Raw genomic sequence first — 24,707 nt, 5'->3', positions numbered from 1 at the left:
TTTTTAATTTATTAAGTTATTTTTTGAAGGATTTCAAATTTAAAAAGCCACGATACATAATTGGGATAAGGAGTATGAAACCGAATAATCCCATAATTGGGAAGACTTTTCCAATTAATGAAATGAAACCGATAAATGTACAAATAAATGTAACGATTGCCATAATAATGATTAATACGAAGTACGATGTTGAAAATGGCTCTGTAAAACGTGAAGCGAAGGCGTACATAAGGCCCACAATTGTATTATAGATAACCAGAATCATAATAATCGACATAATTGTTCCTAATATAGGCGAAATATGATGGGCTAGTAATAATGTTGGTAAAGCAACCGATTTAATCTCGTTAAATTCAGTGATGAGCCCTAAATTAATCATTAAAAGTAGAAACGTAATGATGAGACCACCAATTAAGCCACCCCATAGGCCAGAACGTTGATGATGCATACGACCGCCCATTACACTTAGAAAGCTAAACGCTGCAGCGATTTGAAGACTGGCGTAATTAATACCGTCAAACCACCAACCAAGTGAAAGTGCATGGTGATGTTCTGAAAATTGATTTGCACTATCGAAATTAAGTGAACCTGTTGAAAAATAATAAATAGCGATAATAGTTACTACAATGACTAAAAACGGTGTCACGATTCCAAGTACCGTAATAAGTCGATCAAATTTTAAAAATAAAGTGACTAAAATCATTACTACAAGAAGTAATGAACTTAGCCAATAAGGTAAACCAAAACTTTCATGTATAGTAGATGCCCCGCCAGCAGTCATAATGATTGCAAGCGAAAACAGAAAAATTGTAAGTATAATATCAAATATACGCGCAATAATCGGGTGTAAGTAATAGTGGATAGATTCAGAATGGTTATGAGATTTTAAGATGTAACCAGTGTTTAATACAAATATGCCACCGAGCGTCACAATTGCTCCGGTAATGATAATACCTGGAACACTAAAGCTCCCATTACTAGTAAAGAACTGGAAAATTTCTTGCCCAGTAGCGAATCCAGCGCCAACTACGACACCGACAAAGGCGAAAGCCACCATCATGGCCTCTTTAAATTGTTGCACTTTGAAAAGTCCTTTCAATTATTATATTTATATATGTAAGACGCAATAACTTATTTTAGCCGAAAATGACTTAAAAATAAATAGTAAGTTCATTCCACATGAACAATGTTTTTTGTGTGAGGTCATTAACCAAAGTGTTGTAAAATAGTAATGCAGTCTTAAACAAAGTTTGGTAGTATGGCAAGTATTAAACAAAACTTGAAATTATTGAGGAAGGTGTAGGTATGTCACTAGATTTACCTGTCATGCTAGTCATTGTACTCTTTCTAGCACTAGGTATTTTCAGTCAATGGTTAGCAGACCGTATTAAATGGCCTTCAATTGTAGTTATGTCGATTGTTGGATTATTAGTAGGACCTATTTTAGGTTTAGCTAATCCTGAAGCTACATTGGGTTCTGAAGTATTCAGTCCTATTGTATCGCTAGCCGTAGCAGTCATTCTGTTTGAAGGAAGCAGTAACTTAGATTTCCGAGAGTTAAGAGGTATTTCCAAAGCAGTTATCCGTATTATTACTATAGGAGCCGTGTTAGCTTGGATACTCGGTGCCATCGCATTACATAAAATATTAGACTTTCCAATTTCTGTAGCTATGGTCATGGGAGGACTCTTTTTAATCACTGGTCCAACTGTTATTCAACCTTTATTGAAACAAGCGAAAGTGCGTAAAAATGTTGATTCAATATTACGTTGGGAAAGTATTATTTTGGATCCAATGGGGCCAATTTTAGCGCTTACCGCATTCTACGTGTATCAAATTATAGGTGAAGGCTTTGGTTTTCAACTTATTTTCGTCTTTATCTTACAAATGATTGCCATTGCTATAATTGGATTTGGTGCATCATTTATATTCAATTGGTTGATACAACGAGATTTAATTCCACAAACATTAATGCCATCTATACAACTCGTTTTCATCTTATTGGTATTTAGTATTTGTGACCAGATACTTCAAGAATCTGGATTATTAGCGGTAACCATTTTCGGATTAATGATGGCACACTATAAACGTCATGATTTAATTTTCAAAGAATCCGATCATTTTATTGAAAATACGTCATCTATATTGGTTTCAACAGTCTTTATTTTAATTACATCATCATTGACGTCATCTGTGCTTATGCACGTTTTATCTTGGCAATTATTAGTATTTGCGATTGTGATGATTGTTCTTGTACGTCCGATTTCAGTGTTGTTATCAACAATTGGGACTGAAATTACTAAAAAAGAACGTGCGATTGTCGCAATGATGGCACCAAGAGGCATCGTAGTGCTTACTGTAGCACAATTTTTTAGTAGCTTATTTTTAGAAGATAATGTCAAAATGGCGAGTTACATTACGCCGGTGACGTTCGGCTTAGTCTTTATTACCGTAGTCATTTATGGTTTTAGTTTTAAACCTTTAAGTAAATTACTCGGCTTAGCTAGTACAGAACCACCTGGCGTGATATTAGTAGGGGAAAGCGAATTCTCATTCCATTTAGGTAAAAAGTTACGTGAACACGAGATTCCAGTAATGGTGTTTAATCTTTTCGATGAATCTTCAGAAGATGCGAAAGAACTTGGATTTGAGGTATTTAGAGGACATTTATTATCAAGTAGTGATCGTCTCTCAGCAGATTTAATTCATTATAGTAAATGTTTATTGATGACTAAGTCCTTTATTTTCAATAGTTTAGCATTTAATGAACTTGTTCCTGAATTTGGTTTGAACAATGTTAGCATGATGCCTGTCTCATTTACCGATGAACAAGCACGCAATAATTTAAATGGTCCGTTACGTAACCATATTTTATTTGATGACAATCATAGCCCACGCTGGTTTGATAACGTCATATCAAATCAAAATATTATTGAAATAAATGCCGACGAATATGACAATATTACAGATAATGACATGATTATTTATCATATAGATAATGAAAGCGTCGTGACATTTAATAAAAGTACCAAACCAATGCCACAACACGAACACGGCATTTACGGCATCTTAAAAGATGTACATTAGTATAATTTAAAGTAAGATAACTAATTGAATTAAAGGCTTTTTATGCGCACACTCCATATTGTTTGGCGAAGCTTTCCTGGGGGGACTGGCTAAGCCACGGTCTTAGCCTAGCCCTGTTCCCCTAGGAGTCTCGCCAACAATACTTCGTATAAGTGTCATATCTAATATGAAAATAAAATAATTGAATGCGCATATGAACGATGGATTAACTTTCATCGTTCTTTTTTTATTATATAACTTATGAAGTTAGGAATATGTTTATAATTAGGTGAGGTGTTTTTTATGGATAAAAGTAAAATGGAATTGATAAAAACACATGCCCTTGAATTTTTTAATCTACAAGTTAAAAGTTTTCATCTTTATGAATTAAGGAAATTAGGTAATTGGCTTCAAACGCCCTTCACTAATACGAGAAGTAAGCATTTTAAGAATCAACTTAAGTGTCTAACTGATGATATGGATGGTAATCATATCTATGTTTATACGAATAAATTTAATGTTAAATTTATGATGTTTAAATATAGAAAGGTAAAACAAGTTATCGTGGTAGGTCCATATTTGACTAAAAGACCAAGTGATAAAGACTGTCATTATTTATTGCAACAAAATAATATGGGTGTAGATAAAATTGAAGCTTTAAAACAATATTTACTTACTATTCCACTATGCCCTCAAACACAAGTGGATAAAACGACGCGATTAGCTTATAAGTTTTTAAAAGGTAAATCTTATCATAAGTTAGTAGAAAAAATTGACTTTAATTTTCACATTTCAAGTACTAACTTTTCTGAAGCAACAGAGCAATATGAATACACTTTGCTACAGTTAGAGAAAAGATACGAACTAGAGAATCAATTTTTAACCGAAGTTGCAAACGGCAATCCTTCAGAAGCTTTAAAATACTTTAAATTAGTTTCTTCTCAAATATCAGGTTTACGTAGAGGGCATGATGTGTTTGTTACAATGAAATATTTTGCCTATTTAATGAATGCATTATGTAGAAAGACAATTGAAAGAAGCGGAGTTAATTTATTAACGGTTGATGCTTTATCTGGCAAATATGCGACGATGAAACAAGTGTGCAAGGAATTGAAAATTTAACTTTAACTATGATTGAAGAGTATGCTAATACAACTTTAAGCACTAAAAGTTTAAATTACAGTTCTAAAATTAATAAAGTGATTCAATATATGGAATTACATTTAAGTCGTGACATTACTTTAGAAGACTTAGCGAAGAGCGTAGAATTATCACCTGCTTATTTATCAAGAACGTTTAAAAAAGAAGTAGGAGTAACTATATCATTGTTTTTATCGGAGCAAAGAGTACGTAAAGGCGAATATTTATTGAAAAATACAGATATGTCTATTGAGCAAATTGCACATTATGTCGGCTTTAAGCAACAAAGTTATTTTGCGACGTGTTTTAAAAATATTTTCGGGTTATCCCCAAATCAATACCGTAAAAAGAACAGGTAAAATATATTAAAAACAAACTATAGAAACTTAAAATTTTAGTAAAAGGTAAAATAATTATAAAAAAGGTCAAATTAACACAAATAGGTTGAAATTTTCTACTTATTATCCATGCTTTAATGAATTATTTAGAATTATTGTAATTAATAAGAAAATTTTCAATATTTAAAGAAAACGCTTACATATCAATGGTTTACAGCCTTTGAATGTAAGTGTTTTTTTATGCCGATTTTTTATTAAAATAGCTACTCCTCAGAGATTTAATTGAAAAATCTAAATATAATTCTAAAATTGGAACTGAAAAAAGGAGAGAAAGGGGAAGATGCGAATGAATAAATTTAATACTTTAAAAAGCTTACATGATAACTACTTGGTTGCTGTAGTAAGAGGGAAGTCTAAAAAGCAAGCTTTAGACTATATAGAACAAATTATTGAGGGCGGAATATTGAATATTGAAGTTACCTTCACTACTCCTCAAGCAGAAATAGTTATTCAAGAATTAAAAGAGAATTATAAAGACAAAGAAGTCGTTATTGGTGCTGGAACAGTTTTAGGTGACGTAACGGCAAGAATGGCTATTATGAATGGTGCATCTTATATTGTCAGCCCACATTTTGATGTGAAAATTGCTGAGATGTGCAACTTATATAACACTCCTTATTTACCAGGTTGTGGATCTTTTACAGAAATAACGCAAGCACTAAAAGCAGGTGTAGACGTAGTTAAACTGTTCCCAGGAGATTTACTAGGTGCGAAATACATTAAAAATGTTCATGGTCCGCTACCACAAGTAGAAATGATGCCTTCAGGTGGAGTATCAATTGATAATATGCATGAGTGGTATCAGCAAGGTGCCTTTGCAGTTGGAATTGGTAGCGCGCTTACTAAAAACGCTAACGATAACATCAATCAAGTAAAAATAAACACTCAACAATTTGTACAAAAATTAAAAGATGTAAGAGGGTGAGGAAGTGAAAGTAATAACGTTTGGTGAAATTATGATGCGCCTATCACCACCAGGTTTTGGAAAGATTGAAGATGCAACTAAGTTTGACATCAACTATGGGGGCGCAGAAATGAATGTAGCTGTGGGATTATCATCATTAGGAGTTCAAACTTCAATGTTAACTGGGCTACCTTCTAATGTGTTAGGTAATACGGTGTTAATGAATTTAAGAAAATTCAATATAAATACAGATTTTATTGAACAACGCGAAGGTAGGCTGGGAACTTATTTTCTAGAAAAGGGATTTAGTGTCCGTCCATCACAAGTAACTTATGATCGTGCCAACTCAGTGTTTTCTAAACTAAGATTTGAAGATTATGAAATAGAACAGGCACTTAGCCACCACCAATGGTTTCACTTTACTGGTATAACTCCTGCACTCAACGATGAGATGTTTGATTGTATTTTACAAATATTAAAAGTTGCCAAGCAGAAAAGATTATTTGTAAGTTGTGATTTGAATTTTAGAGCAGCTTTATGGAAATTTGATTACGCACGACAAAAGATGTCTGAACTCTTGCCATATGTGAATTTAATCTTTGGCTATGAACCATTGTCTTTACCTAATGATAATAACGAAGATAAAAAGGATAGTCTTAATCGTTTAGCTGATATTAAAATACTTAAACCAATTTTAAAAGAAATTACTGAAAAATATGACATTAACTACATTGCATTTATGCAAAGAAAAAATTTTAGCAGTTCAAGAAACCGCTTACAAGGATTTATATATAATGGCAATCATCTATATCAATCTGAGAAATATGATGTCGATATTTTAGATAGAGTTGGAACTGGAGACTTATTTAGCGTAGGAATAATCTATGGATTAATCAATCAGCTTCCTTTACAAGATACTGTTGATTTTGGAATTAAAAATGCTTTATATAAGCATACCGTTGAAGGAGACCATACTACCTCAGATTTTGAAGTTATCAATTCTATCCAAACCACTGCACAAGATATAAAAAGATGAAGAGATAGAAAGTAGGGGAAAATATGACTACTGAAGTAAATCACGATAGCAATCCAAAAGTAAAAAATTCAAAGATATTGAACAACCTAAACTCAAGTTTAAAGAAAAGCTTTCTTATGGCTTAGGAGATTTAGGAAATGGCCTGATGTTCGACATGGGACAAATTTATTTATTGAAGTTTTACACTGACATTTTAGGAATATCAGCATTTTATGGCGGTCTTGTCTTTTTAATATCTAAAATATTTGATGCCTTTGTTGATACTGGAGTCGGGACAATTGTTGATTCTAGAAAGAAAATTGGACCAAAAGGTAAATTCCGTCCATTTATTCTGTATGGTACTTTACCGCTAGCAATTATAACGGTAATAACCTTCTTATCTCCTGATTTGAGTCATACTGGAAAAATTGCATGGGCTTTTGGAACGTATATGTTATTTAACCTAGCCTATTCTGTTGTTAACATTCCATACGGTTCTCTTTCAGCATCTATGACACTTAATGCAGATGACCGTACACAGTTATCTGTCTTTAGAAATTTAGGGTCTCAAGGAGCAATATTTGTTGCAGGTATAGTAGTTGTACCAATGGTTAACCTTTTCAACAGTCATACTCTGGGTTATCCAGTTGTAGTAGCTGCTCTAGCAATTGTTGGTGTTTTATTACATTTAATTTGCTATAAAAATGTTAAGGAACGACATGTGAAATTAGAACCTAAAGAAAAAGGCGAAATACGTGAACAACCTGTTAAAAAAGATAGTGGAAATGCTTTTGCAGGTGTGTTGAAAAATGGAGCCTTTGCAGCATTAGCAATCTTTACATGACTTAGTATTATGGCATTATTTTTAAAACAATCATCACAATTATATTATTTCCAGTATGTATTAAATGAACCTAACTTCGTAGGATTAGTAAGTACATTGAATTTTATTTCACTAATCCCTGCACTAATATTTACGACTTACTTAAGTAAAAAATTTGGTAAAAAAATGACTGCAATCATCGGTATAGCTGGCTTTGTAGTATGCGAATTTTTAAATTATTTCTTCTTCGGAGAACAACATATTAGCTTTTTAACTGTAAATACATTCTCAAACTTCTTTTTAGTTATACCAACTACAGTATCATGGGCGTTTATAGCTGATGTAGTTGAATATGGACAATGGAAGACTGGTAAAAGAACTGAAGGCATAATTTATTCAAGTTATAGTTTCACTCGGAAATTATCACAAGCACTTGCCGGTTTTGTACCAGGTCTTGCACTTACATTAATTGGCTATCAACCTAACGTTGCTCAATCAGCAGGAACCTTAGAAGGATTAAGAATATTATTCTTTGTAATCCCAGGAAGTATAAGTTTAATAGCATTAATCATTTTCTTCTTTACTTATCCATTAACAGATAAAAGACATAAACAAATTGTAAAAGAATTAACACTTAGAGATGAATTGTAATAAGGAGGCAAAAGTTTTATGGCATTTATAAATAAAGATTTTATGTTGAATAATGAAACAGGTAAAAAATTATATAACGATTATGCAAAAGATTTACCAATATATGATTTCCATTGTCATTTAGACCCTAAGCAAATCGCTGAAAATGTTCATTTTAAAGATATTGTAGACATTTGGTTAAGTGGAGATCACTATAAATGGCGTGCTATGAGAGGACAAGGTATTGAAGAACGATATATTACTGGAGATGCCTCTAATAAAGAAAAATTTATAAAATGGGCAGAAACACTTGAAAACAGCGTAGGGAATCCTTTGTATCATTGGTCACACTTAGAGTTGAAAATGTACTTTAACATTGATGAATTACTAACCTCAGAAAATGCTGAACGAATATACAACGAGGCTAACAAATATTTGGAAGAAAATCACGTAACAACCCAATCATTAATTACTAATTCTAATGTGAAATTAATTTGTACGACAGACAACCCTACCGATGACTTACATTATCATGATGATATTGCTAAACAAGACGCTTTTGAGACAACGGTACTACCAGCTTTCAGACCAGATGATGTCTTCAAAATAGGAGACCAGGCTTTCTTAAATTTTTTAGAAAAATTAGGACAAGTTGAAGATAAACAATTAAAAACTGAAGATGACTTTATAAAAGCCTTATTTAATAGAATAGATTATTTTCATGCTAAAGGTGCTAAATTGTCAGATCATGGTATTTCAATATTACATTATGAAGATTTTACAAAAGAAGAAGTTAGTCGCATTTTTAGTAAAGCTATAAATAAAGAAGAATTAACTAGTAAAGATAAAGCGCAATTTCAAACTTATGTATTGAATGAACTGGGTAAAAAATATTATGAAAAAGGCTGGGCAATGCAAATTCATTTTGGAGCGTTGAGAAATGCTAATACTAAAATGTTTGAAAAATTAGGGCCAGATACAGGTTTTGATTCTATGTTAGATCAAACCCATGTAGCTTACCACTTAAATTCTTTACTAAATATGATGGAATATGAAGGACATTTGCCTAAAACTATTATTTACAATTTAAACCCAATCTATAACGATATTGTGGGTTCAGCAATAGCCAATTTTCAGACAGAAGCGGGCATAAAAGGAAAAGTACAACATGGCGCAGGCTGGTGGTTCAATGATACTAAACGTGGCATGCTTCGCCAAATGTCATCACTTGCTGACCAAGGATTATTAATGAATTTCGTTGGTATGTTAACTGATTCAAGAAGTTTTATTTCTTACTCAAGACATGATTATTTCCGCAGAATCTTATGTACTTTTGTAGGAGATTTAGTTGAAAAAGATGAAATTCCTAATGAAAATGAGTTGCTAAAAAAATTAATTCAAAATATTTGTTATAACAATGCTTATAATTATTTCAATTTAATTTAAACAAGGGGGTAATTTGAAATGAAAATGACATTTCGATGGTATGGTTCTGATGATCCTATTACGTTAGAACAAATACGCCAAATACCAGGAATGAAAGGTATAGTTAGTGCAATTTATGATGTGCCTGTTGGTGAAGTTTGGCCTAAAGAAAAAATTAAGGCACTAAAAAACGAGATAGAAGAAGCAGGTTTAGAATTCTCAGTAATTGAAAGTGTGCCTGTGCATGAAGATATTAAATTAGGAAAGCCAACTAGAGAACAATATATTGAAAATTACTGTCAAACATTGAGAAATTTATCATCTGAGGGTATTAAAACGGTGTGTTATAACTTTATGCCCGTGTTTGATTGGACACGTTCTCAACTAGAATATCGTTTAGAGGATGGTTCAACATGCTTAATTTACGATGAAAATGACGTAGATAAAATGAACCCACGTAGTGGTGAACTTGCTTTACCTGGTTGGGATTCAAGTTATACAAAAGAAAGTTTAAATGCCTTGTTAGATGAATATGATGATGTCGACGAAGAGGCGTTATGGTCTAACTTAGAATATTTTATTAAAAAAATAATTCCTGTAGCTGAAGAAGAAGATGTTTTAATGGCAATACATCCGGACGATCCACCATGGAGTATTTTTGGTCTACCAAGAATTATCACGAATAAAGAAAATTTAGAACGTTTTATTAATTTATATGATTCTAGAAGCAATGGTCTAACAATGTGTTCTGGCTCTCTTGGAGCAGATCAATCTAATGATTTTGTTGAAATGTTACGCTATTTTGGCGAAAAAGATCGAGTACATTTCGTCCATGCTCGCAATATCAAACATACTGGTCCAAACTCATTCCAAGAATCAGCCCATCCTTCATTTAAAGGTTCGCTAGATATGTACGAAATAGTAAAAGCTTTACATGAGTTTAATTATGAGGGGCCTATTAGACCTGACCATGGCCGAATGATATGGGGCGAAACTGGTAAACCGGGCTATGGCTTATATGACCGTGCATTAGGTGCAACGTATCTTATCGGATTATACGAAGCAGTAACAAAATCTAACTAAGGGGTGTAATAAAATGGGATTACCTTTTGAAATAAATTTAAGTGGTAAAATAGCCGTTATTACTGGAGGTTCAGGTGTTATCGGTTCCGAAATGTCAAAAGCTCTAGCAAGTTGTGGAGCAAAAGTAGCTATAGTTGGTTTGACACAAAATAAAGGAAACGAATTAATTGAAACAATAAAGAAAGATAATGGAGAAGCTAGTTTTTTCCAAGGCGATGTTACTTCTAGAAAAGATATGGAAAGAGTTAAGAAAGAAATTAACGAACAATATGGTGAAATTTCTATATTAATCAATGGTGCTGGAGGAAATCATCCTAAAGGCACTACAGACGATGAATACTTTGATAATAATAATAAAGAATCTATACAAGATTTTTATGGTTTGGATGAAGAAAGCGTCGGCTTTGTATTTGATTTAAATTTCAAAGGTACATTTATACCAACTCAAGTATTTAGTAAAGATATGATTAATAAAGATTTCGCCAGTATTATTAACATCTCTTCAATGAATGCTTTTACTCCATTAACTAAAATACCAGCATATAGTGGAGCTAAGTCAGCAGTTAGTAACTTTACGCAATGGTTAAGCGTTTATTTCTCACGTACCAATATACGAGTAAATGCGATAGCACCTGGATTTTTACTAACAGATCAAAATAGAGGATTATTGTTAAATAATGATGGCAGTTACTCAGAACGTGCTACAAAAATTATTGAGTCTACACCACAAAGACGTTTTGGAGAACCTTCAGAACTTATAGGCGCACTATTGTTTTTAGTAAGCGACCAAGCGTCAAGCTTCGTTAATGGTGTGGTCTTGCCAGTAGATGGAGGATTTAATGCGTATTCAGGAGTTTAAATAAATCATTTAGGAGTGAACTTATGTTATATCCAATAGTTACAGAAACAAGAACAGTGATAGATTTAAGTGGTATTTGGAATTTTAAATTAGAAAATGCTCAAAATATTAATGATGTACAAACACCTTTGGAAACGGAATATGTTATGGCAGTTCCTGGTTCTTATAATGATCAAGGTATTGTAGATAAAATAAGAAATCATGTTGGTGATGTGTGGTATGAACGTGAATTTACCATTCCTAAATCATTTGCAGATGATAGAGTGGTATTAAGATTTGCTTCAGCAACACATCAAGCAACAGTTTATGTAGATGGAAAAGAAGTAGTATCTCATTCAGGTGGTTTTTTACCGTTCGAAGTTAAATTAACTGGAGAATTAGCTTCTACAGGATCATACCGTTTATCAGTCAAAGTAAACAATGTTTTAGATTATTCAACCTTACCAGTAGGTAATTATTCTGAAGAAAAAGATGAAAATGGAGAAATAGTACGAAAAAATAATCCAAACTTTGACTTCTTTAACTACGCAGGGCTACATAGACCCGTGAAAATCTATACGACACCGCAAAATTATATAGAAGATATTGAAATTATAACTAATGTTTTAAATGATGATAAAGGTGAAGTTAGTTATAAAATTAAAGGACAATTTCCTTCTAATACACATGTTCGAGTAAGCGTTATTGATGAAAAAGGTAATAATGTAGCTTCTGCCAACCAAACAGAAAGTACTATTGAAATAGAACATGCACATTTATGGCAGCCTTTAAATGCTTATATGTATGATTTGAAAGTGGAAATCTTTGATAATGATGAGCAATTAATTGATAGTTATAGCGAACCATTTGGCATACGATCAGTCGAAGTTAAGAATGGACAATTTTTAATCAACAATAAACCATTTTACTTCAAAGGATTTGGTAAACATGAAGATACATTCTATAGCGGTAGAGGGCTAAATGAAACTGCAAACGTTTTAGATTTAGAACTGTTTAGATGGATTGGGGCAAACTCATTCAGAACTTCACATTACCCATATTCTGAAGAAATGATGCGTTTGGCTGACCGACAAGGTATTGTTGTAATAGATGAAACGACAGGCGTAGGCTTACACTTAAGTTTCACTGCGTTATTGAGTAATGATGGTTCAGAGAAACCTAACTCTTGGGAAGGTTTGAAAACAAAAGAAGCTCACGAACAAGTGATTAGAGAACTTGTTGCTAGAGATAAAAACCACCCTTCAGTAGTTATGTGGTCTGTAGCTAACGAACCAGCATCAATGGAGGATGGAGCTAAAGAATATTTTGAACCATTAGTTAAATTAACGAAAGATTTGGATCCTCAAAAACGACCAGTTACGATTGTCTTGTTGTTAACTGCTCAACCTGATACTGATAAGGTTTATGATTTAATTGATGTAATCTGTTTAAATCGATATTATGGCTGGTATACTCAAACAGCAGATTTAAACATAGCCAAATTAGAATTGAAAAAAGAAATGGAACAATGGGAGAAAAAAGCGCCAGGAAAACCAATTATGTTTACTGAATATGGCGCTGATACAGTCTCAGGCTTCCACGCAGCCAATACACAAATGTTCACTGAAGAATATCAAGTAAACTATTATAAAGCTAATCATGAAATTGTAGATCAGTTCTCATCATTTATTGGAGAACAAACATGGAATTTTGCAGACTTTGAAACATCTGATGGCTTATTTAGAATTCAAGGTAACAAAAAAGGTATCTTCACTCGCGATAGAAAACCTAAAGCCATAGCCCATTACTTTAAAGAAAGATGGCATTCAATACCAGATTTTGATTATAAAAAATAAAAATAAGGTTTAATGTTAACGGTTAAAACTAAATAATTATTGTTTAATATTAAGTGAAAATTAAAGTAAGACACCTCTATAATTTAGTATATTTATATTAAATTATAGAGGTGTCTTATTTTTTAGTTTTATAAAGTGAAATTACATGTAACTAACGTAGTATTGTTGGCGAGACTCTTGAGAGCATAAAAATTGGCTGAGTTTGGCAGTAGTTGACTGAAATGAAGATGCGTCCAACCTGTACTTTCTTCATTTCTAGTCAACCTTGCCGGGGCGGGACAACGAAATCTTCGAAATTACTTTAGATTTCTGTCACCGCTCCCCCCTAAGAAAGCTTCGTCAATCAATACGAAGTAATAGTAAGAAAAGAAGGCGCGCAGATGATTGATTACTAAATGAAATCATCTGTGCGCCTATTTGTTTAAGACTTTAATTTAAATATCTATCATGCATTAATAATTTTAAGATGCGGATTTGTTCTTGCATTGCTTTACCGTCGTTGGTGTCTTTGATTTTTTTACGTTGTAGTTCTTCGTCAACAACACGACGGACTGATAATTCATCGGCGCCATCTGACAATACTTTGTCTTTTGAATCGAAATGTTGGTGGGCTACTAATTGCATACCGAATGAATTATATAACAATGTATAGCCAGCGATACCCGTTGTTTTTTGATAAGCTTTAGAGAAACCACCATCAATTACTAACATTTTGCCATCCGCTTTAATTGGGTCTTCGCCATCGATTTCTTTTACAGGTGTATGACCATTAATAATACGTCCTTCATCTGGATTTAATCCAAAGTCTTTTAACATCTTACGAATCATATCAACGTCTTCACGTAAATAATAATATGGATTTTTAGGTTCTTTATGAGAGGCTTTGTCTTCAATAAAGTAACGTTCGAATGTCGTCATAGCTCGTTTTCCGAAAAGTGAACTATATTTACCTGTCCATAGATACCATACTAAATCAGTTGATAAATCATCAGTAAGTTCTTTATGGTCATAGGCGTGACGCACGTGTCTTTCGAACACATCTAATAAGTCGCGTCCTTTATGTGATTTACCTTCAATTTCAAAGGCTTCCATTTCGCCTTGTTCATCTACTGGAATACAACCGTGAATTAATAAATTGCCATTGTAAGGTAGGTATAGTTTACCTTTTTGCATTAAGAATGACATATGGCGTTTAAGTTTTTCAGATTGTTGGAAAGAAAGCAATAATTTGTTCATTACTTCTTCTTCTTCAGGTAATAATTTTCCTGGGTCTTGTCTATCAACGGTACTAAAACATGTATCTTTTAATGGATATGTTTTACCGTAATTTGAAATTTCATTCTTATCATAATCTACTTTTTCTAATACTAAGCGATCTTCCATTTCAAAACTAGGACGACGTTTGATAATTGGCATTTCTAATTTGAACTGAATCATGGCGATAGCTTGGTGAATCTTTGTAATTTGGTCTTCTTCTAGTTTAGATAATGCGGCAGGTTTATCAGGACGTTTCTTAGGTTTGAATGCAGGATTATCGCCACTATAATGTTCTTCGGCTAGCGTTAATAATGGACGCAAATTGATACCATACGCATCTTCGATAATGTCTAAATTGTCATAACGCGCACAAATACGAAGTAAGTTGGCTAAACATACCTTAGAACCGGCATAAGCGCCAATCCATAACACATCGTGGTTACCCCATTGAATATCAACTGAGTGGTAGTTAATTAAGGTATCCATAATTTTATCGGGTTGCGGTCCACGGTCATAAATATCGCCAACGACGTGAAGATGATCAACTACAAGACGTTGCACGCTATAAGATAAACCGATGATTAAATCATCAGATTGTTCAAGTTCGATAATTTGGTTTACAAGAGTTTCGTAGTACGATTTTTTATTATTAAATTCGTTACTTTTATAAAGTAGTTCTTCAACAATATAGACAAATTCTTTAGGTAACGCTTTTCTTAATTTTGAACGTGTATATTTGGAAGAACAATATGTAATAAGATCGATAAGACGTTCAATGGTAGTAATATACCAAACGTTTAACTTACCTTTTGTATCAAAGTTATTTTTGACGAGTTTTAATTTCTCTTCTGGATAGTAAACTAGGGCAGCTAGTTCATCGATTTCTTTTTGTGATAATGACTTCGCGAAGAGGTCGTTAATCTTTGCGCGCACATTACCTGAACCATTACGTAATACGTGTTGGAATGATTCATATTCACCATGTAAGTCACTTACAAAGTGTTCCGTACCTTTAGGCAATTCAAGAATAGATTCTAAGCTCACGATTTCTGTAGCTAATTTTTCTGGACTATCAAATTGTTGGGATAGTAGGTCTAAATATTTTTTTCTTAATTCACTTTCAGTTGTTTGCGTCATTCGATTTCACTCCTGTGTGGAATTTCCATTTATTTTCGAAAAGTAACAGTAATTAGTAAACCGCTTACATAAATTATCGTTAAAAAGCATCACTTTTTCAATGGTGATGCTTAAAATGTCATAATTAAATTACAAATAGGCTATTAAAACAGTGAAAAGGCTGGGATAAAACAACTCTACGTAAGTTGATCCCAACCTCTTCGATTACTTCACACCGCGTTTTCTATTTTTAAAGAAGATTCTATACACTAGGTACAATACGGCTAGAATGATAATAATATACATGAAATATGAATACGTGTGTAAACCAGCCATTAGGGCGTCAAAGCTATCACTTAACAGACGACCTAATAGAATTAAGGCAAAGTTCCAAATCGTCGTACCAATCAATGAAAGTGTCATAAATTGCACGACGTTCATTTTATTAATACCAGCCGGGATAGTGATTAAAACACGTAAGACTGGAATGAAGCGGCATAATAGCACAGCCCAAGAACCGTACCGCTTGAACCAATCATTGGCACGTTTAACGTCTTTCCCTTTCAATTTAAACCATTTACCATGCTTATCTACAAAGCTGTAAATACTTTCCTCATTAATAAGACGACAGATATAGTACAAGATTAATAATCCAATTAACGAGGCGATAGAGTTGAAATAAGAAATAGGACTGGAATCGATAAGCCTGATTTAACTGACATTAACCCAGCAAACGTTAAGATAATTTCAGATGGTACTACAGGCAATACATTCTCCAGTATAATAAGAATGAAAATCGCTGTATAACCCCATCTACTTATAAAGTCGGTGATTAATTGTTCCATTTATTAGCAAGAACTCCTTTAAGATTAAGCTTTATTGAAAATAAAAAATTCATAGTAAATTCATTATAATAAAATTTACTATGAATTGCTTGTATAAGCCTAAAAATTGCCTGACTTTCTTCAGATATAACCAACTCACATTATTTTATTGCTTTTAAATAATAGTGGTATAATTTGTTCGCTTCGTCATCATCTTCCACGCCGTAGACATTCATACGTCCATCTTTAAATAAAGTAATTTCATAATCATGGTCTTTGATCAATTTAGCGAATGACGTTGATTTCACAATATCGCCCGGGAAATAGTCTGCATGTCCGAACACTGACGCGTCATATCTAAAGAGATAGGTCTTTCCACATAAACTCTCAATCTGTTGTTGTTGCTTTGTTTCGAGTAAAGTATAACGATGTTCGGCACATACTTCACAAGCGTCATCTTTCAAGATATCTACGTTCATTGCTTTATAGTCGATATCAAATGCGTTGATAGTAATAAGTTTTTTTGAAAAGCCGTGACCAGATAAATAACGAATAGCTTCGGATACTTCATAACTCGCTACTTGAGAGATGACAGGTGGTAAGACACCGTTGATAGCACAACTTTCACCACTTGATGGCATACGTTTTAATAAACATTTCAAGCAAGGGCCACTAAAATCAATACCATACACTGTGCCTTTACTACCAACGGCTGCACCATAAACCCATGGAATATTGTGTTTATGACATGCTTCATTGATTAGATAACGTATTTTAAAATGATCCATACCATCAATCACAATATCTGGGTTAACGTCTTTGAGTAAATCTTCAATATTAGTCGAGTCAATTTCTTGATAATACGTTTGAACGTCGACGTTAGAATTGATATGAGCAATTTTGTCTTTAACCGCATAGACTTTAGGCGTCATATTCACTGCATCGTCTTCAGTATAGAGTGCTTGACGATGTAAATTGGATTCTTCGACTATATCCATGTCAACGATGGTTAAATGATGCGCGCCCATGCGTGCGAGTTGTTCAACCACATGACTACCTAATGCGCCGGCGCCTAATATTAAAATATTGGCGTGCGTTAGGGCGTTTTGCCCATTTTCCCCAAAAGGATGAAAACGCATTTGACGTTGATAACGTTGCATTATAAGAATCCTAATCCTTCAGTAGGGCTTGAAGCTTGGGCTGTGTATTTCACAGGAATACGGCCGGCTTCATAAGATAAACGACCAGCGTGAATGCCTAATTTCATTGCTTCGGCCATCTTCACAGGGTCTTTAGCACCTGAAACTGCTGTGTTAAGCAAGATACCATCTGCACCTAATTCCATTGCGTGACAAGCGTCTTTCGCTGAACCGATACCTGCGTCTACGATAACAGGGACATTTGAATTTTTAATAATGTAGCTTAAATTAAGTTGGTTATTAATACCACGTCCTGTACCGATTGGAGAAGCAAGTGGCATAACTGCATGTACGCCAAGTTCTTCTAAACGTTTCGCTAATACGACGTCGTTAGAAATGTATGGACAAACGATATAGCCTTTGTCTAATAAGACTTTACAAGCTTCGTAAGTTTCGAATGGGTCAGGTAGCAATGTTTCGTCATCGCCAATGACCTCGACTTTAATCATGTCACATACGCCGGCATGTTTTGCGATTTCTGCGATACGAATCGCTTCTTCAGCAGTTTTTGCGCCTGCAGTATTTGGAAAAGTAATAAAATCTTTTAAATTAATATTTGCAAGTGGGTTAGGTAAGTTTTTATCATATAGATTCATACGTCTTACTGCGAAAGTAAGTACATTGGTTTCTGATGCTTTAATTGCTTGCGTTTGTATATCTTCATTTTCAAATTTACCAGTACCTAATAATAAACGAGATTGTAATTCTAATGGTCCAATTTTAAACATATTATCCGCCTCCAACAAATTCTAATAATTCTAGTTGATCGTCTTCTCTAACAGTATGATTATCGTACTCTTCTTGTTTAATTAATGTTTTATTATATTCGATAATGACACGTTGTGGGTCCAATTCGAGAGAACGTAAAACGTCATTGATAGACTGTTCTGAATCGAAATTGAACTCATCGCCATTAATGATACACTTCATGATTTGACCTCCTTGAAACATTGAAAGATTCATAGTTACGTGGCTTCACGCCGGTAAATAACCAGTTTGCGATGTCGCGTCCGATAATAGGTGAGAGTAGGATGCCGTTACGATAATGGCCGGTGATGACATAAAGTCCATCGTCAATGCGGTCCATAATCGGTACTTCGCCTTCAGTATAGGGACGCACACCTGACCATTGTTTAATCACTTTGCCTTGCGCGAGTTCAGGGATACGTTCATTCGCATATTGATGAAGCCAAGATATACCTTCACTCGTGTTTCCTACAGAATAATTATCAAATTCACTTGTCGCACCGATTAAGAAGCGGTTAGGTTGTTTAGGAACGATATAACAACCATTTGTCATAAACACCGTTTCTTTTAAATCTAAGTCGTCATTTTCAATGAGTAAGACTTCACCTTTAACGCCTACCACTTCACGAGGGAGATGATAGTCTTTTAGCAATTGAGATGACCAAGCGCCACCGGCTACAATCACTTTCTTCGCGTAAAGTGAGCCATCAGTTGTTTCTACCTGATAGTACCCATTTAAATGTTCAATGCGTGTTACTTCCGTATTGAAATATCGTTTAATATCACGCTGTTGTAATGACTTGAATAGAGCTTTCGTATAATGATTCGCATTAATTTGACCATCGTGAGGAATATAAATAGCCATCTCACTTGATGTGACATTACCATTCGTTAAGTGAATCAAATCGGTATCTGAAAGTTCTACCACGCTGTCATCTAATGATTTTAAGAAATGGTACTGCTTACACAAACTGTCGACGTCTTCTGGGCGATTCGCAATTTTAATCAAACCAGAAGCTTGATATTGGATATCAATGCCCGTTTCATCTTGTAATGTCTCACACAGTTTTGGGAAAAGGCTACGCGATTCAAGCGCGAGTCTAAATAAATCATTATCTTCAGTAAATTCATTCTGTGCGCCTAACATGCCACCTGCTTTGTATGAGGCATGTTTACCTGGAATATCACGATCTACAATAGCAATGTCCATTTGTGATTGGCTTAAGTTTCTAGCGATAGACATACCAATCACGCCCGAACCAATAATGAGAACGTCACGCATCTTTCAACCACTCCTTTCGTAACTGTTCAATTTGTGTCAAAGATGCGTTCATAAAGAAAGAAATTGCACAAACACCGGCAAAGCCATGAGGTAAGTCGTGAATTGTTTCTTTAGTTATACCGCCAATCGCATAGACAGAAATTGGGAGTTGTAAAACTTGGTGAATCTCTTCTATGGACCGTGGCGTCTGATTAGGTTTAGATGGTGTTTCAAAGATATGACCATAAAACACATAATCAAGATGATGCTCATAAGCTTGTGTCACAGACTGTAGTGAGTGTGTCGACATGCTGATTTCAATTTCTGGATGTCGTGCTTTGTAATCAAACGCTTGAGTGTCCATTTCACGCATGTGTAAGCATGAGAGATTTAATTTTTCTAGCAATGCAATGTCACTATGAATAATCATTTTATCTTTAGGAAATCCTTGTTTGAGCAAGTCCGTTATAAAATGAAATAAGTCTTCATGAGACATTGGTGTCCTGAATAATAGGCCGTCTATACCTTTAGCAATTTCGAGAAAATGGTGTAAATCTTTAGTCGTTAACGCTTTATAAGATGTTATAGCAATGAAAATGAGCATCACTCCTTAAGATATAAAAAAACGCTATCTCCCTCGTAGGGAAATAGCGTTTAACTTAGCTTTATGATATCCTATGCGCCACTTTCCTACGCCAGTACAAACTGGATCAGGTTCCAGGAATTATAAAGTCCGTTCTTTACTCTCAGCCCTAAACAAAGGCACTTCCAGTGGAAAATTAAATTTTATGTGTTAAAAAATAACCGTTCACGTTTTATTTCAAGTTCATTCTACAATTTTTTGGAATAGAATTCAAATCTTAGTTTATAACAAGCGGTGCAAGGCTTTTTCAAGGAAAGGATTGGTTTCATATTTAAACAAACGCAATTTAATAAAAAACTTTAAGAAAACCTATTGTAAACGATTACAAAACCTGATATTATAAATAAAAATAAGCTCAAAAGACTATGAGAATGGGCGTTATGGGATGATATTTTTAGAGAATTGGGAGTCTCGAAGAATATATTAGACAACATTTTAAGAATCAACAAATTTAAGGGAAGTAGGAAAAAGAGGAAATGGTTCAAAGACAAAAAAGAAGTAGTGTTCGCTGGTTTTTCGCATTAGCATTTTTTATTATCGGAGTTATCGCATATATGGATAGATCGAACATCTCATATATCGCGCCACAAATGATGGCTGATTTACATATGAACAAGCAACAATTTGGGTTGCTCGCTTCATTCTTCTCACTAGGTTATGCATTAATGCAAGTGCCTTCAGGTATGTTAGCAGAGAAATTTGGTCCACGTAAGATGATTACAATTGCCTTATTATGGTGGAGTGCCTTCACTATCTTTACGGGTATGATTAAACATCACGGGTTATTATATTTAGTTCGTTTCTTATTCGGTATAGGGGAAGCGCCAATGTATCCATCTAATGCCGTATTTAACTCTACTTGGTTCTCAAAAGATGAAAAAGGTAGAGCATCGAGTATGTTATTAGCAGGTTCATATTTTGGACCAGTATTAGCACCTATTATTACAATTGCGATTGTTAACGCCTTTAACTGGCAAGCAGTCTTTTATATCTTTGGTGGTGTAGGTATTTTAATCGCCATCTTATGGGGCATCATCGCAAAAGATTTACCAGAACAACATCGTATGGTGAATGAAGCAGAGAAACATTTCATTATGGAGAATCGTGATTTAGTACAAACAACGCAATCAACACCTCCATGGAATCAATTCTTCCGTCGTGTAAGTTTCTATGCGATTGCAGGACAATATTTTGTAGTTCAATTTGTAATCACATTATTCTTAATTTGGTTACCAACATATTTAACAGAACAATATCATGTAGAATTTAAACATATGACAATCAGTTCATTACCATGGTTTATCATGTTTGTTTTAATCTTATCTGCTGGTGCAATCTCAGATAAAATTTTACGTAGTGGTCAATCACGTTTCGTTTCAAGAGGATTAATTGCTATTGTCGGCTTTATCGTATTTGCGATTTCAATCTTCTTTGCAGTACATACTGAGAAATTATATGTCACTATTTTCTGGTTATCACTTGGTTTAGGTGGCATGGGTATTTCAATGGGTATGAGCTGGGCTGCAGCGAATGACATTGGTCGTAACTTTGCCGGAACAGTGTCAGGTTGGATGAACTTATGGGGTAACATTGGTGCTTTATTAAGTCCATTCTTAGCCGGTGCTTTAGTTGCATCACTTGGTTGGACAATGACATTCCAATTATTAATTATTCCAGCAGTGATTGCTGCTATCTTATGGTTATTTGTAACACCAGATAAACCATTGATTAAAGATGAATCACGTAAATTGAAATAGATTGAACGACAACAACCTATTGTAGGTTGAGACATAAATCTTAATAAGCGTAGAGATGATTCAATTATGAATCGTTTCTACGCTTTTTTAGTAATACTTCGTATTGTTTGGCTCGCTTTCTTAGGGGGACTGGCTAAGCCACGGTCTTAGCCTAGCCCTGTTCCCTCAAGAGTCTCGCCAACAATACTACGTGTGTTACGTGGTAATTTACAAAAATAAGACACTTTCGTACAATCAAATATATTAAGTTAAATTAATGAGATATCTTGTGTATAAAATTAACTCAAAAATAAAGAAAATGATAAAATAAGAGTAAATCTTAAAGGTAAGGGTGAGTCGTATGATTATTATTAATGCAAAACTTAAAGTAAATGAAGATCATCGTGAGGACTATTTAGAATTAATGAAAGGCCTTGTAGACAACGCACGTCAAGAAGAAGGTAATACATTTTATAGCCATTACGAAGATGTGAGTGAACGCAATACGTTTGTTGTTGTTGAAAATTATAAAGACCAAGAAGCGGTAGAAGCGCACAATCATTCAGAACATTTCAAAGTATTTAGTGAAAATATTGGTAAACATATTACTGAAAAACCAGAAATTGACGTTGCTGAAACAAAATAATCTATCATATAGCTAAGTATTATAAGCTGGGACATTAATATAAAAATGTTTCAGCTTTTAATTTTGTTAAATTTTCATATAGTGGTTTAGTATTCTACAACAAAATTTAGTGATAAAAATGTTATCATAGAGTGTATATGTTTTATAGAAAGGAACGATAGCATTGGGAAACGTATTAAAATCTCTTATAAGCTTCGATACCTCTAAAATTGACCCAATGAAAGGGATTAGGCAGGGCTTATTAATGATTATCCCTGCATTAATAGGTTATTTCCTAGGTAATTTTAGTTTTGGTTTACTTGTTGCCACAGGTACATTAGCACATATCTATGTCTTTAAAAGCTCACCACGTTCTATGCTAAGAACGGTCATTTTATGTACCTTATCTTTCGCAGTCTGTATGATGCTCGTACACTCACTGTTACTGAACCGATACTTTATGGTGTGACATTACTTATTGTAACGGTTGTCCCATTCTACGTATTCAGCGCCTTGAAGATCGCAGGACCATCTTCAACTTTCTTCTTAGTTACATTTTGTTTACCTAGTAACTTGCCAGTAGCACCAGACCAAGCATTAATTCGTGGCTTTGCTATTCTTATTGGTGGCGGAATTGCGACACTTCTTGTACTTATCACAGTACTTTTCCAAAAACAAAAAATTGAAAATAAAGCCATCAATTCTGACTTTAAAACCATTAATCAATTAATGCATAACTTTAATGATCCTGAAAAGTTTAAAGAAATTACAAAAAGTGCAGTTACACAATTTAGAACATCCGATGAACTATTGATAACGGCGACTGCTGGGACAAATAATAATCTGAGTCAACGTTTCCAAAGATTACTCTTATTACATACATCGGCGCAAGGGATTTATTCAGAACTTCTAGAATTACATGAAAAAGATATACGTCCACTTCCACAAGAATTAATAGAAATGATGGACGTAACGACACGTAATGCATATCGCCCAAGCGCAAATCGTGAGAAATGGACGAAGGAAGTTCATGTTGATGAGGAATTTGATAATTTATTACAATATGTATTAAAAATCGATGAAATAGCAAACTTAGGTTCAAACCAAATTGAACATGAGGCAAGCGTTAGAAAGCCATTGTATAGTCAAAGAATTATTCATAATTTAACACTAGATTCAATTGTCTTCCGTAATACGTTAATTTATACCGTGATTATGGCGGTCGCAATCTTTATTTCACTAGCGTTTAACATTCAAAAATCATATTGGATTCCATTAACGGCGCATACTGTCTTGGTAGGTATGACGACACGTCGTATGTTAGACCGTGCCACGGCGCGTGGACTTGGTACCATTATGGGTACACTGTTATTATCGGTGATTCTATACTTTAATCCGCACCTAATTGTGGCAGTTATTGTAATGGGACTTGCAGCAATGATGACTGAAGCGTTTGTAGGGTCAAACTATGCTTTCGCCGTTATTTTTATTACGACGCAAGTTATTTTATTAAACGGTTTAGCCTCTGAAAATTTATCAATTACCATTGCGTACACACGTATTTTTGATGTTTTAATCGGTATTACTATAGCGATTATTGGTATTTTATTAATTAATCGTCAAACGTCATCTGCCATGTTGCCAGGTACGATTGCAGAAGTAGTACGTAAAGAAGCCGACATTTTCCAATATGTATTTTCTAGTAATGCGTATCAGGATGAAGAGTATGAGAAAAATGAAAGCTTAGCCTTATCAGTGAAAATGAGTAACATGACGCAAGTCTATAATTCAGCAAGTGAGGAATTCTTCTCTAATAAAGAAGTTATTCGTTACTATTATCCAAGTATCTTCGCCTTGGAAGAAGTTAACTTTATGTTAATGCGCGCTATGCAAAATCACCAACGTCAACATATTTCAGATGAACAAATGGGTGAATACTTAGTTATTTTTGAAAATATAGCTAAACATTTCGAATTACAAAGTAGTCTTGAAGTAAATACCTTATCGGACTTACCTCAATATAATTATTTAAAATCTGTATTGATGAAGTTACAAAACAATTGTGTTAACACTCGTAAAGATATAGATGAGATTGAAGACGGTGCAGCTACGAAAGCGTAG

18 protein-coding genes, 3 pseudogenes and 1 riboswitch are annotated in these 24,707 nt (G+C 34.0%); of the genes and pseudogenes, 13 read left to right on the top strand and 8 right to left on the bottom strand.

The genetic code is table 11. From position 1 onward, the window contains the following. Positions 1-16: 16 nt before the first annotated feature. On the bottom strand, positions 17-1,060 hold the full coding sequence (locus tag FH144_RS10205; protein WP_232806148.1) for a YkvI family membrane protein: 1,044 nt from the start codon (positions 1,058-1,060) through the stop codon (positions 17-19). 245 nt (positions 1,061-1,305) lie between these two features. Here FH144_RS10205 and FH144_RS10200 point away from each other — a divergent pair, with 245 nt between their 5' ends. From FH144_RS10200 to uidA, 10 genes and pseudogenes are all read left to right on the top strand, one after another. Next, positions 1,306-3,087 (top strand): cation:proton antiporter, encoded by a 1,782-nt coding sequence (locus FH144_RS10200; protein ID WP_242315654.1) that lies wholly within the window; start codon positions 1,306-1,308, stop codon positions 3,085-3,087. A gap of 282 nt (positions 3,088-3,369) precedes the next feature. After that, positions 3,370-4,188 (top strand): hypothetical protein, encoded by an 819-nt coding sequence (locus FH144_RS10195; protein WP_242315644.1) that lies wholly within the window; start codon positions 3,370-3,372, stop codon positions 4,186-4,188. Then, on the top strand, positions 4,167-4,565 hold the full coding sequence (locus FH144_RS10190; RefSeq protein ID WP_242315642.1) for a helix-turn-helix domain-containing protein: 399 nt from the start codon (positions 4,167-4,169) through the stop codon (positions 4,563-4,565). The genes FH144_RS10195 and FH144_RS10190 overlap by 22 nt, the downstream gene beginning before the upstream one ends. Positions 4,566-4,890: 325 nt before the next feature. After that, positions 4,891-5,529, top strand: coding sequence for a bifunctional 2-keto-4-hydroxyglutarate aldolase/2-keto-3-deoxy-6-phosphogluconate aldolase (locus tag FH144_RS10185; RefSeq protein ID WP_242315640.1), 639 nt, complete (start codon positions 4,891-4,893; stop codon positions 5,527-5,529). Between the two features lie 4 nt (positions 5,530-5,533). Continuing rightward, entirely contained in the window at positions 5,534-6,544 is a 1,011-nt protein-coding gene (locus tag FH144_RS10180; protein ID WP_347341117.1) for a PfkB family carbohydrate kinase, read from the top strand. A gap of 76 nt (positions 6,545-6,620) precedes the next feature. Then, positions 6,621-7,997: pseudogene (locus FH144_RS10175) on the top strand (glycoside-pentoside-hexuronide (GPH):cation symporter). Between the two features lie 18 nt (positions 7,998-8,015). Then, positions 8,016-9,422 (top strand): glucuronate isomerase, encoded by a 1,407-nt coding sequence (gene uxaC / locus FH144_RS10170; RefSeq protein ID WP_242315637.1) that lies wholly within the window; start codon positions 8,016-8,018, stop codon positions 9,420-9,422. An 18-nt stretch (positions 9,423-9,440) separates the two neighbouring features. After that, positions 9,441-10,484: a mannonate dehydratase gene (gene uxuA / locus FH144_RS10165; protein WP_242315635.1), complete on the top strand. Its 1,044-nt coding sequence runs from the start codon at positions 9,441-9,443 to the stop codon at positions 10,482-10,484. A gap of 13 nt (positions 10,485-10,497) precedes the next feature. After that, positions 10,498-11,343 carry an SDR family oxidoreductase gene (locus tag FH144_RS10160; protein WP_242315633.1) on the top strand — a complete coding sequence of 282 codons (846 nt, stop codon included), beginning with the start codon at positions 10,498-10,500 and terminating at the stop codon, positions 11,341-11,343. Positions 11,344-11,366: 23 nt separating this feature from the next. After that, a complete protein-coding gene (gene uidA / locus FH144_RS10155; RefSeq protein WP_242315631.1) occupies positions 11,367-13,178 on the top strand; it encodes a beta-glucuronidase in 1,812 nt (603 codons plus the stop codon). A 429-nt stretch (positions 13,179-13,607) separates the two neighbouring features. On the opposite strand, the gene FH144_RS10150 is transcribed toward uidA, so the two are convergent. From FH144_RS10150 to FH144_RS10120, 7 genes and pseudogenes are all read right to left on the bottom strand, one after another. Continuing rightward, positions 13,608-15,572 (bottom strand): fructose-1,6-bisphosphatase, encoded by a 1,965-nt coding sequence (locus FH144_RS10150; protein ID WP_242315629.1) that lies wholly within the window; start codon positions 15,570-15,572, stop codon positions 13,608-13,610. A gap of 204 nt (positions 15,573-15,776) precedes the next feature. Further along, positions 15,777-16,396 (bottom strand): annotated as a pseudogene (gene uptA / locus FH144_RS10145) (undecaprenyl phosphate transporter UptA). A 140-nt stretch (positions 16,397-16,536) separates the two neighbouring features. After that, a complete protein-coding gene (locus FH144_RS10140) occupies positions 16,537-17,535 on the bottom strand; it encodes a ThiF family adenylyltransferase (protein WP_242315627.1) in 999 nt (332 codons plus the stop codon). Next, positions 17,535-18,302 carry a thiazole synthase gene (locus tag FH144_RS10135; RefSeq protein WP_119527656.1) on the bottom strand — a complete coding sequence of 256 codons (768 nt, stop codon included), beginning with the start codon at positions 18,300-18,302 and terminating at the stop codon, positions 17,535-17,537. The genes FH144_RS10140 and FH144_RS10135 overlap by 1 nt, the downstream gene beginning before the upstream one ends. 1 nt (position 18,303) lies before the next feature. Next, entirely contained in the window at positions 18,304-18,504 is a 201-nt protein-coding gene (thiS, locus tag FH144_RS10130) for a sulfur carrier protein ThiS (RefSeq protein WP_242315625.1), read from the bottom strand. Next, positions 18,488-19,603, bottom strand: a complete 1,116-nt coding sequence (gene thiO, locus FH144_RS10125) for a glycine oxidase ThiO (protein WP_242315623.1) — start codon at positions 19,601-19,603, stop codon at positions 18,488-18,490. Before thiO ends, thiS begins: the two co-directional genes overlap by 17 nt. Continuing rightward, positions 19,596-20,186 (bottom strand): thiamine phosphate synthase, encoded by a 591-nt coding sequence (locus FH144_RS10120; protein ID WP_242315621.1) that lies wholly within the window; start codon positions 20,184-20,186, stop codon positions 19,596-19,598. The genes thiO and FH144_RS10120 overlap by 8 nt, the downstream gene beginning before the upstream one ends. Positions 20,187-20,252: 66 nt before the next feature. After that, a riboswitch (TPP riboswitch) is annotated at positions 20,253-20,362 on the bottom strand. Positions 20,363-20,701: 339 nt separating this feature from the next. Here FH144_RS10120 and FH144_RS10115 point away from each other — a divergent pair. From FH144_RS10115 to FH144_RS10105, 3 genes and pseudogenes are all read left to right on the top strand, one after another. After that, positions 20,702-21,982 carry a pyruvate MFS transporter gene (locus tag FH144_RS10115; protein ID WP_107508039.1) on the top strand — a complete coding sequence of 427 codons (1,281 nt, stop codon included), beginning with the start codon at positions 20,702-20,704 and terminating at the stop codon, positions 21,980-21,982. Between the two features lie 340 nt (positions 21,983-22,322). Further along, on the top strand, positions 22,323-22,607 hold the full coding sequence (locus FH144_RS10110; RefSeq protein WP_242315619.1) for a putative quinol monooxygenase: 285 nt from the start codon (positions 22,323-22,325) through the stop codon (positions 22,605-22,607). A 217-nt stretch (positions 22,608-22,824) separates the two neighbouring features. Further along, positions 22,825-24,707: pseudogene (locus FH144_RS10105) on the top strand (FUSC family protein).

It is taken from the genome of Staphylococcus sp. acrmy (assembly GCF_022690565.1).
GTDB lineage: Bacteria > Bacillota > Bacilli > Staphylococcales > Staphylococcaceae > Staphylococcus > Staphylococcus caledonicus.
Note: the sequence above shows the minus strand (reverse complement) of the source record. Positions and strands in the feature narration are given on the sequence as shown.

Bases quoted from the DNA above. Each gene is read 5' to 3' on its own strand.
- FH144_RS10205 (WP_232806148.1), bottom strand. From the start codon at position 1,060: ATGATGGTGGCTTTCGCCTTTGTCGGTGTCGTAGTTGGCGCTGGATTC.
- FH144_RS10200 (WP_242315654.1), top strand. From the start codon at position 1,306: ATGTCACTAGATTTACCTGTCATGCTAGTCATTGTACTCTTTCTAGCA.
- FH144_RS10195 (WP_242315644.1), top strand. From the start codon at position 3,370: ATGGATAAAAGTAAAATGGAATTGATAAAAACACATGCCCTTGAATTT.
- FH144_RS10185 (WP_242315640.1), top strand. From the start codon at position 4,891: ATGAATAAATTTAATACTTTAAAAAGCTTACATGATAACTACTTGGTT.
- uxaC (WP_242315637.1), top strand. From the start codon at position 8,016: ATGGCATTTATAAATAAAGATTTTATGTTGAATAATGAAACAGGTAAA.
- uxuA (WP_242315635.1), top strand. From the start codon at position 9,441: ATGAAAATGACATTTCGATGGTATGGTTCTGATGATCCTATTACGTTA.
- FH144_RS10160 (WP_242315633.1), top strand. From the start codon at position 10,498: ATGGGATTACCTTTTGAAATAAATTTAAGTGGTAAAATAGCCGTTATT.
- uidA (WP_242315631.1), top strand. From the start codon at position 11,367: ATGTTATATCCAATAGTTACAGAAACAAGAACAGTGATAGATTTAAGT.
- FH144_RS10150 (WP_242315629.1), bottom strand. From the start codon at position 15,572: ATGACGCAAACAACTGAAAGTGAATTAAGAAAAAAATATTTAGACCTA.
- FH144_RS10140 (WP_242315627.1), bottom strand. From the start codon at position 17,535: ATGCAACGTTATCAACGTCAAATGCGTTTTCATCCTTTTGGGGAAAAT.
- FH144_RS10135 (WP_119527656.1), bottom strand. From the start codon at position 18,302: ATGTTTAAAATTGGACCATTAGAATTACAATCTCGTTTATTATTAGGT.
- thiS (WP_242315625.1), bottom strand. From the start codon at position 18,504: ATGAAGTGTATCATTAATGGCGATGAGTTCAATTTCGATTCAGAACAG.
- thiO (WP_242315623.1), bottom strand. From the start codon at position 19,603: ATGCGTGACGTTCTCATTATTGGTTCGGGCGTGATTGGTATGTCTATC.
- FH144_RS10120 (WP_242315621.1), bottom strand. From the start codon at position 20,186: ATGCTCATTTTCATTGCTATAACATCTTATAAAGCGTTAACGACTAAA.
- FH144_RS10115 (WP_107508039.1), top strand. From the start codon at position 20,702: ATGGTTCAAAGACAAAAAAGAAGTAGTGTTCGCTGGTTTTTCGCATTA.
- FH144_RS10110 (WP_242315619.1), top strand. From the start codon at position 22,323: ATGATTATTATTAATGCAAAACTTAAAGTAAATGAAGATCATCGTGAG.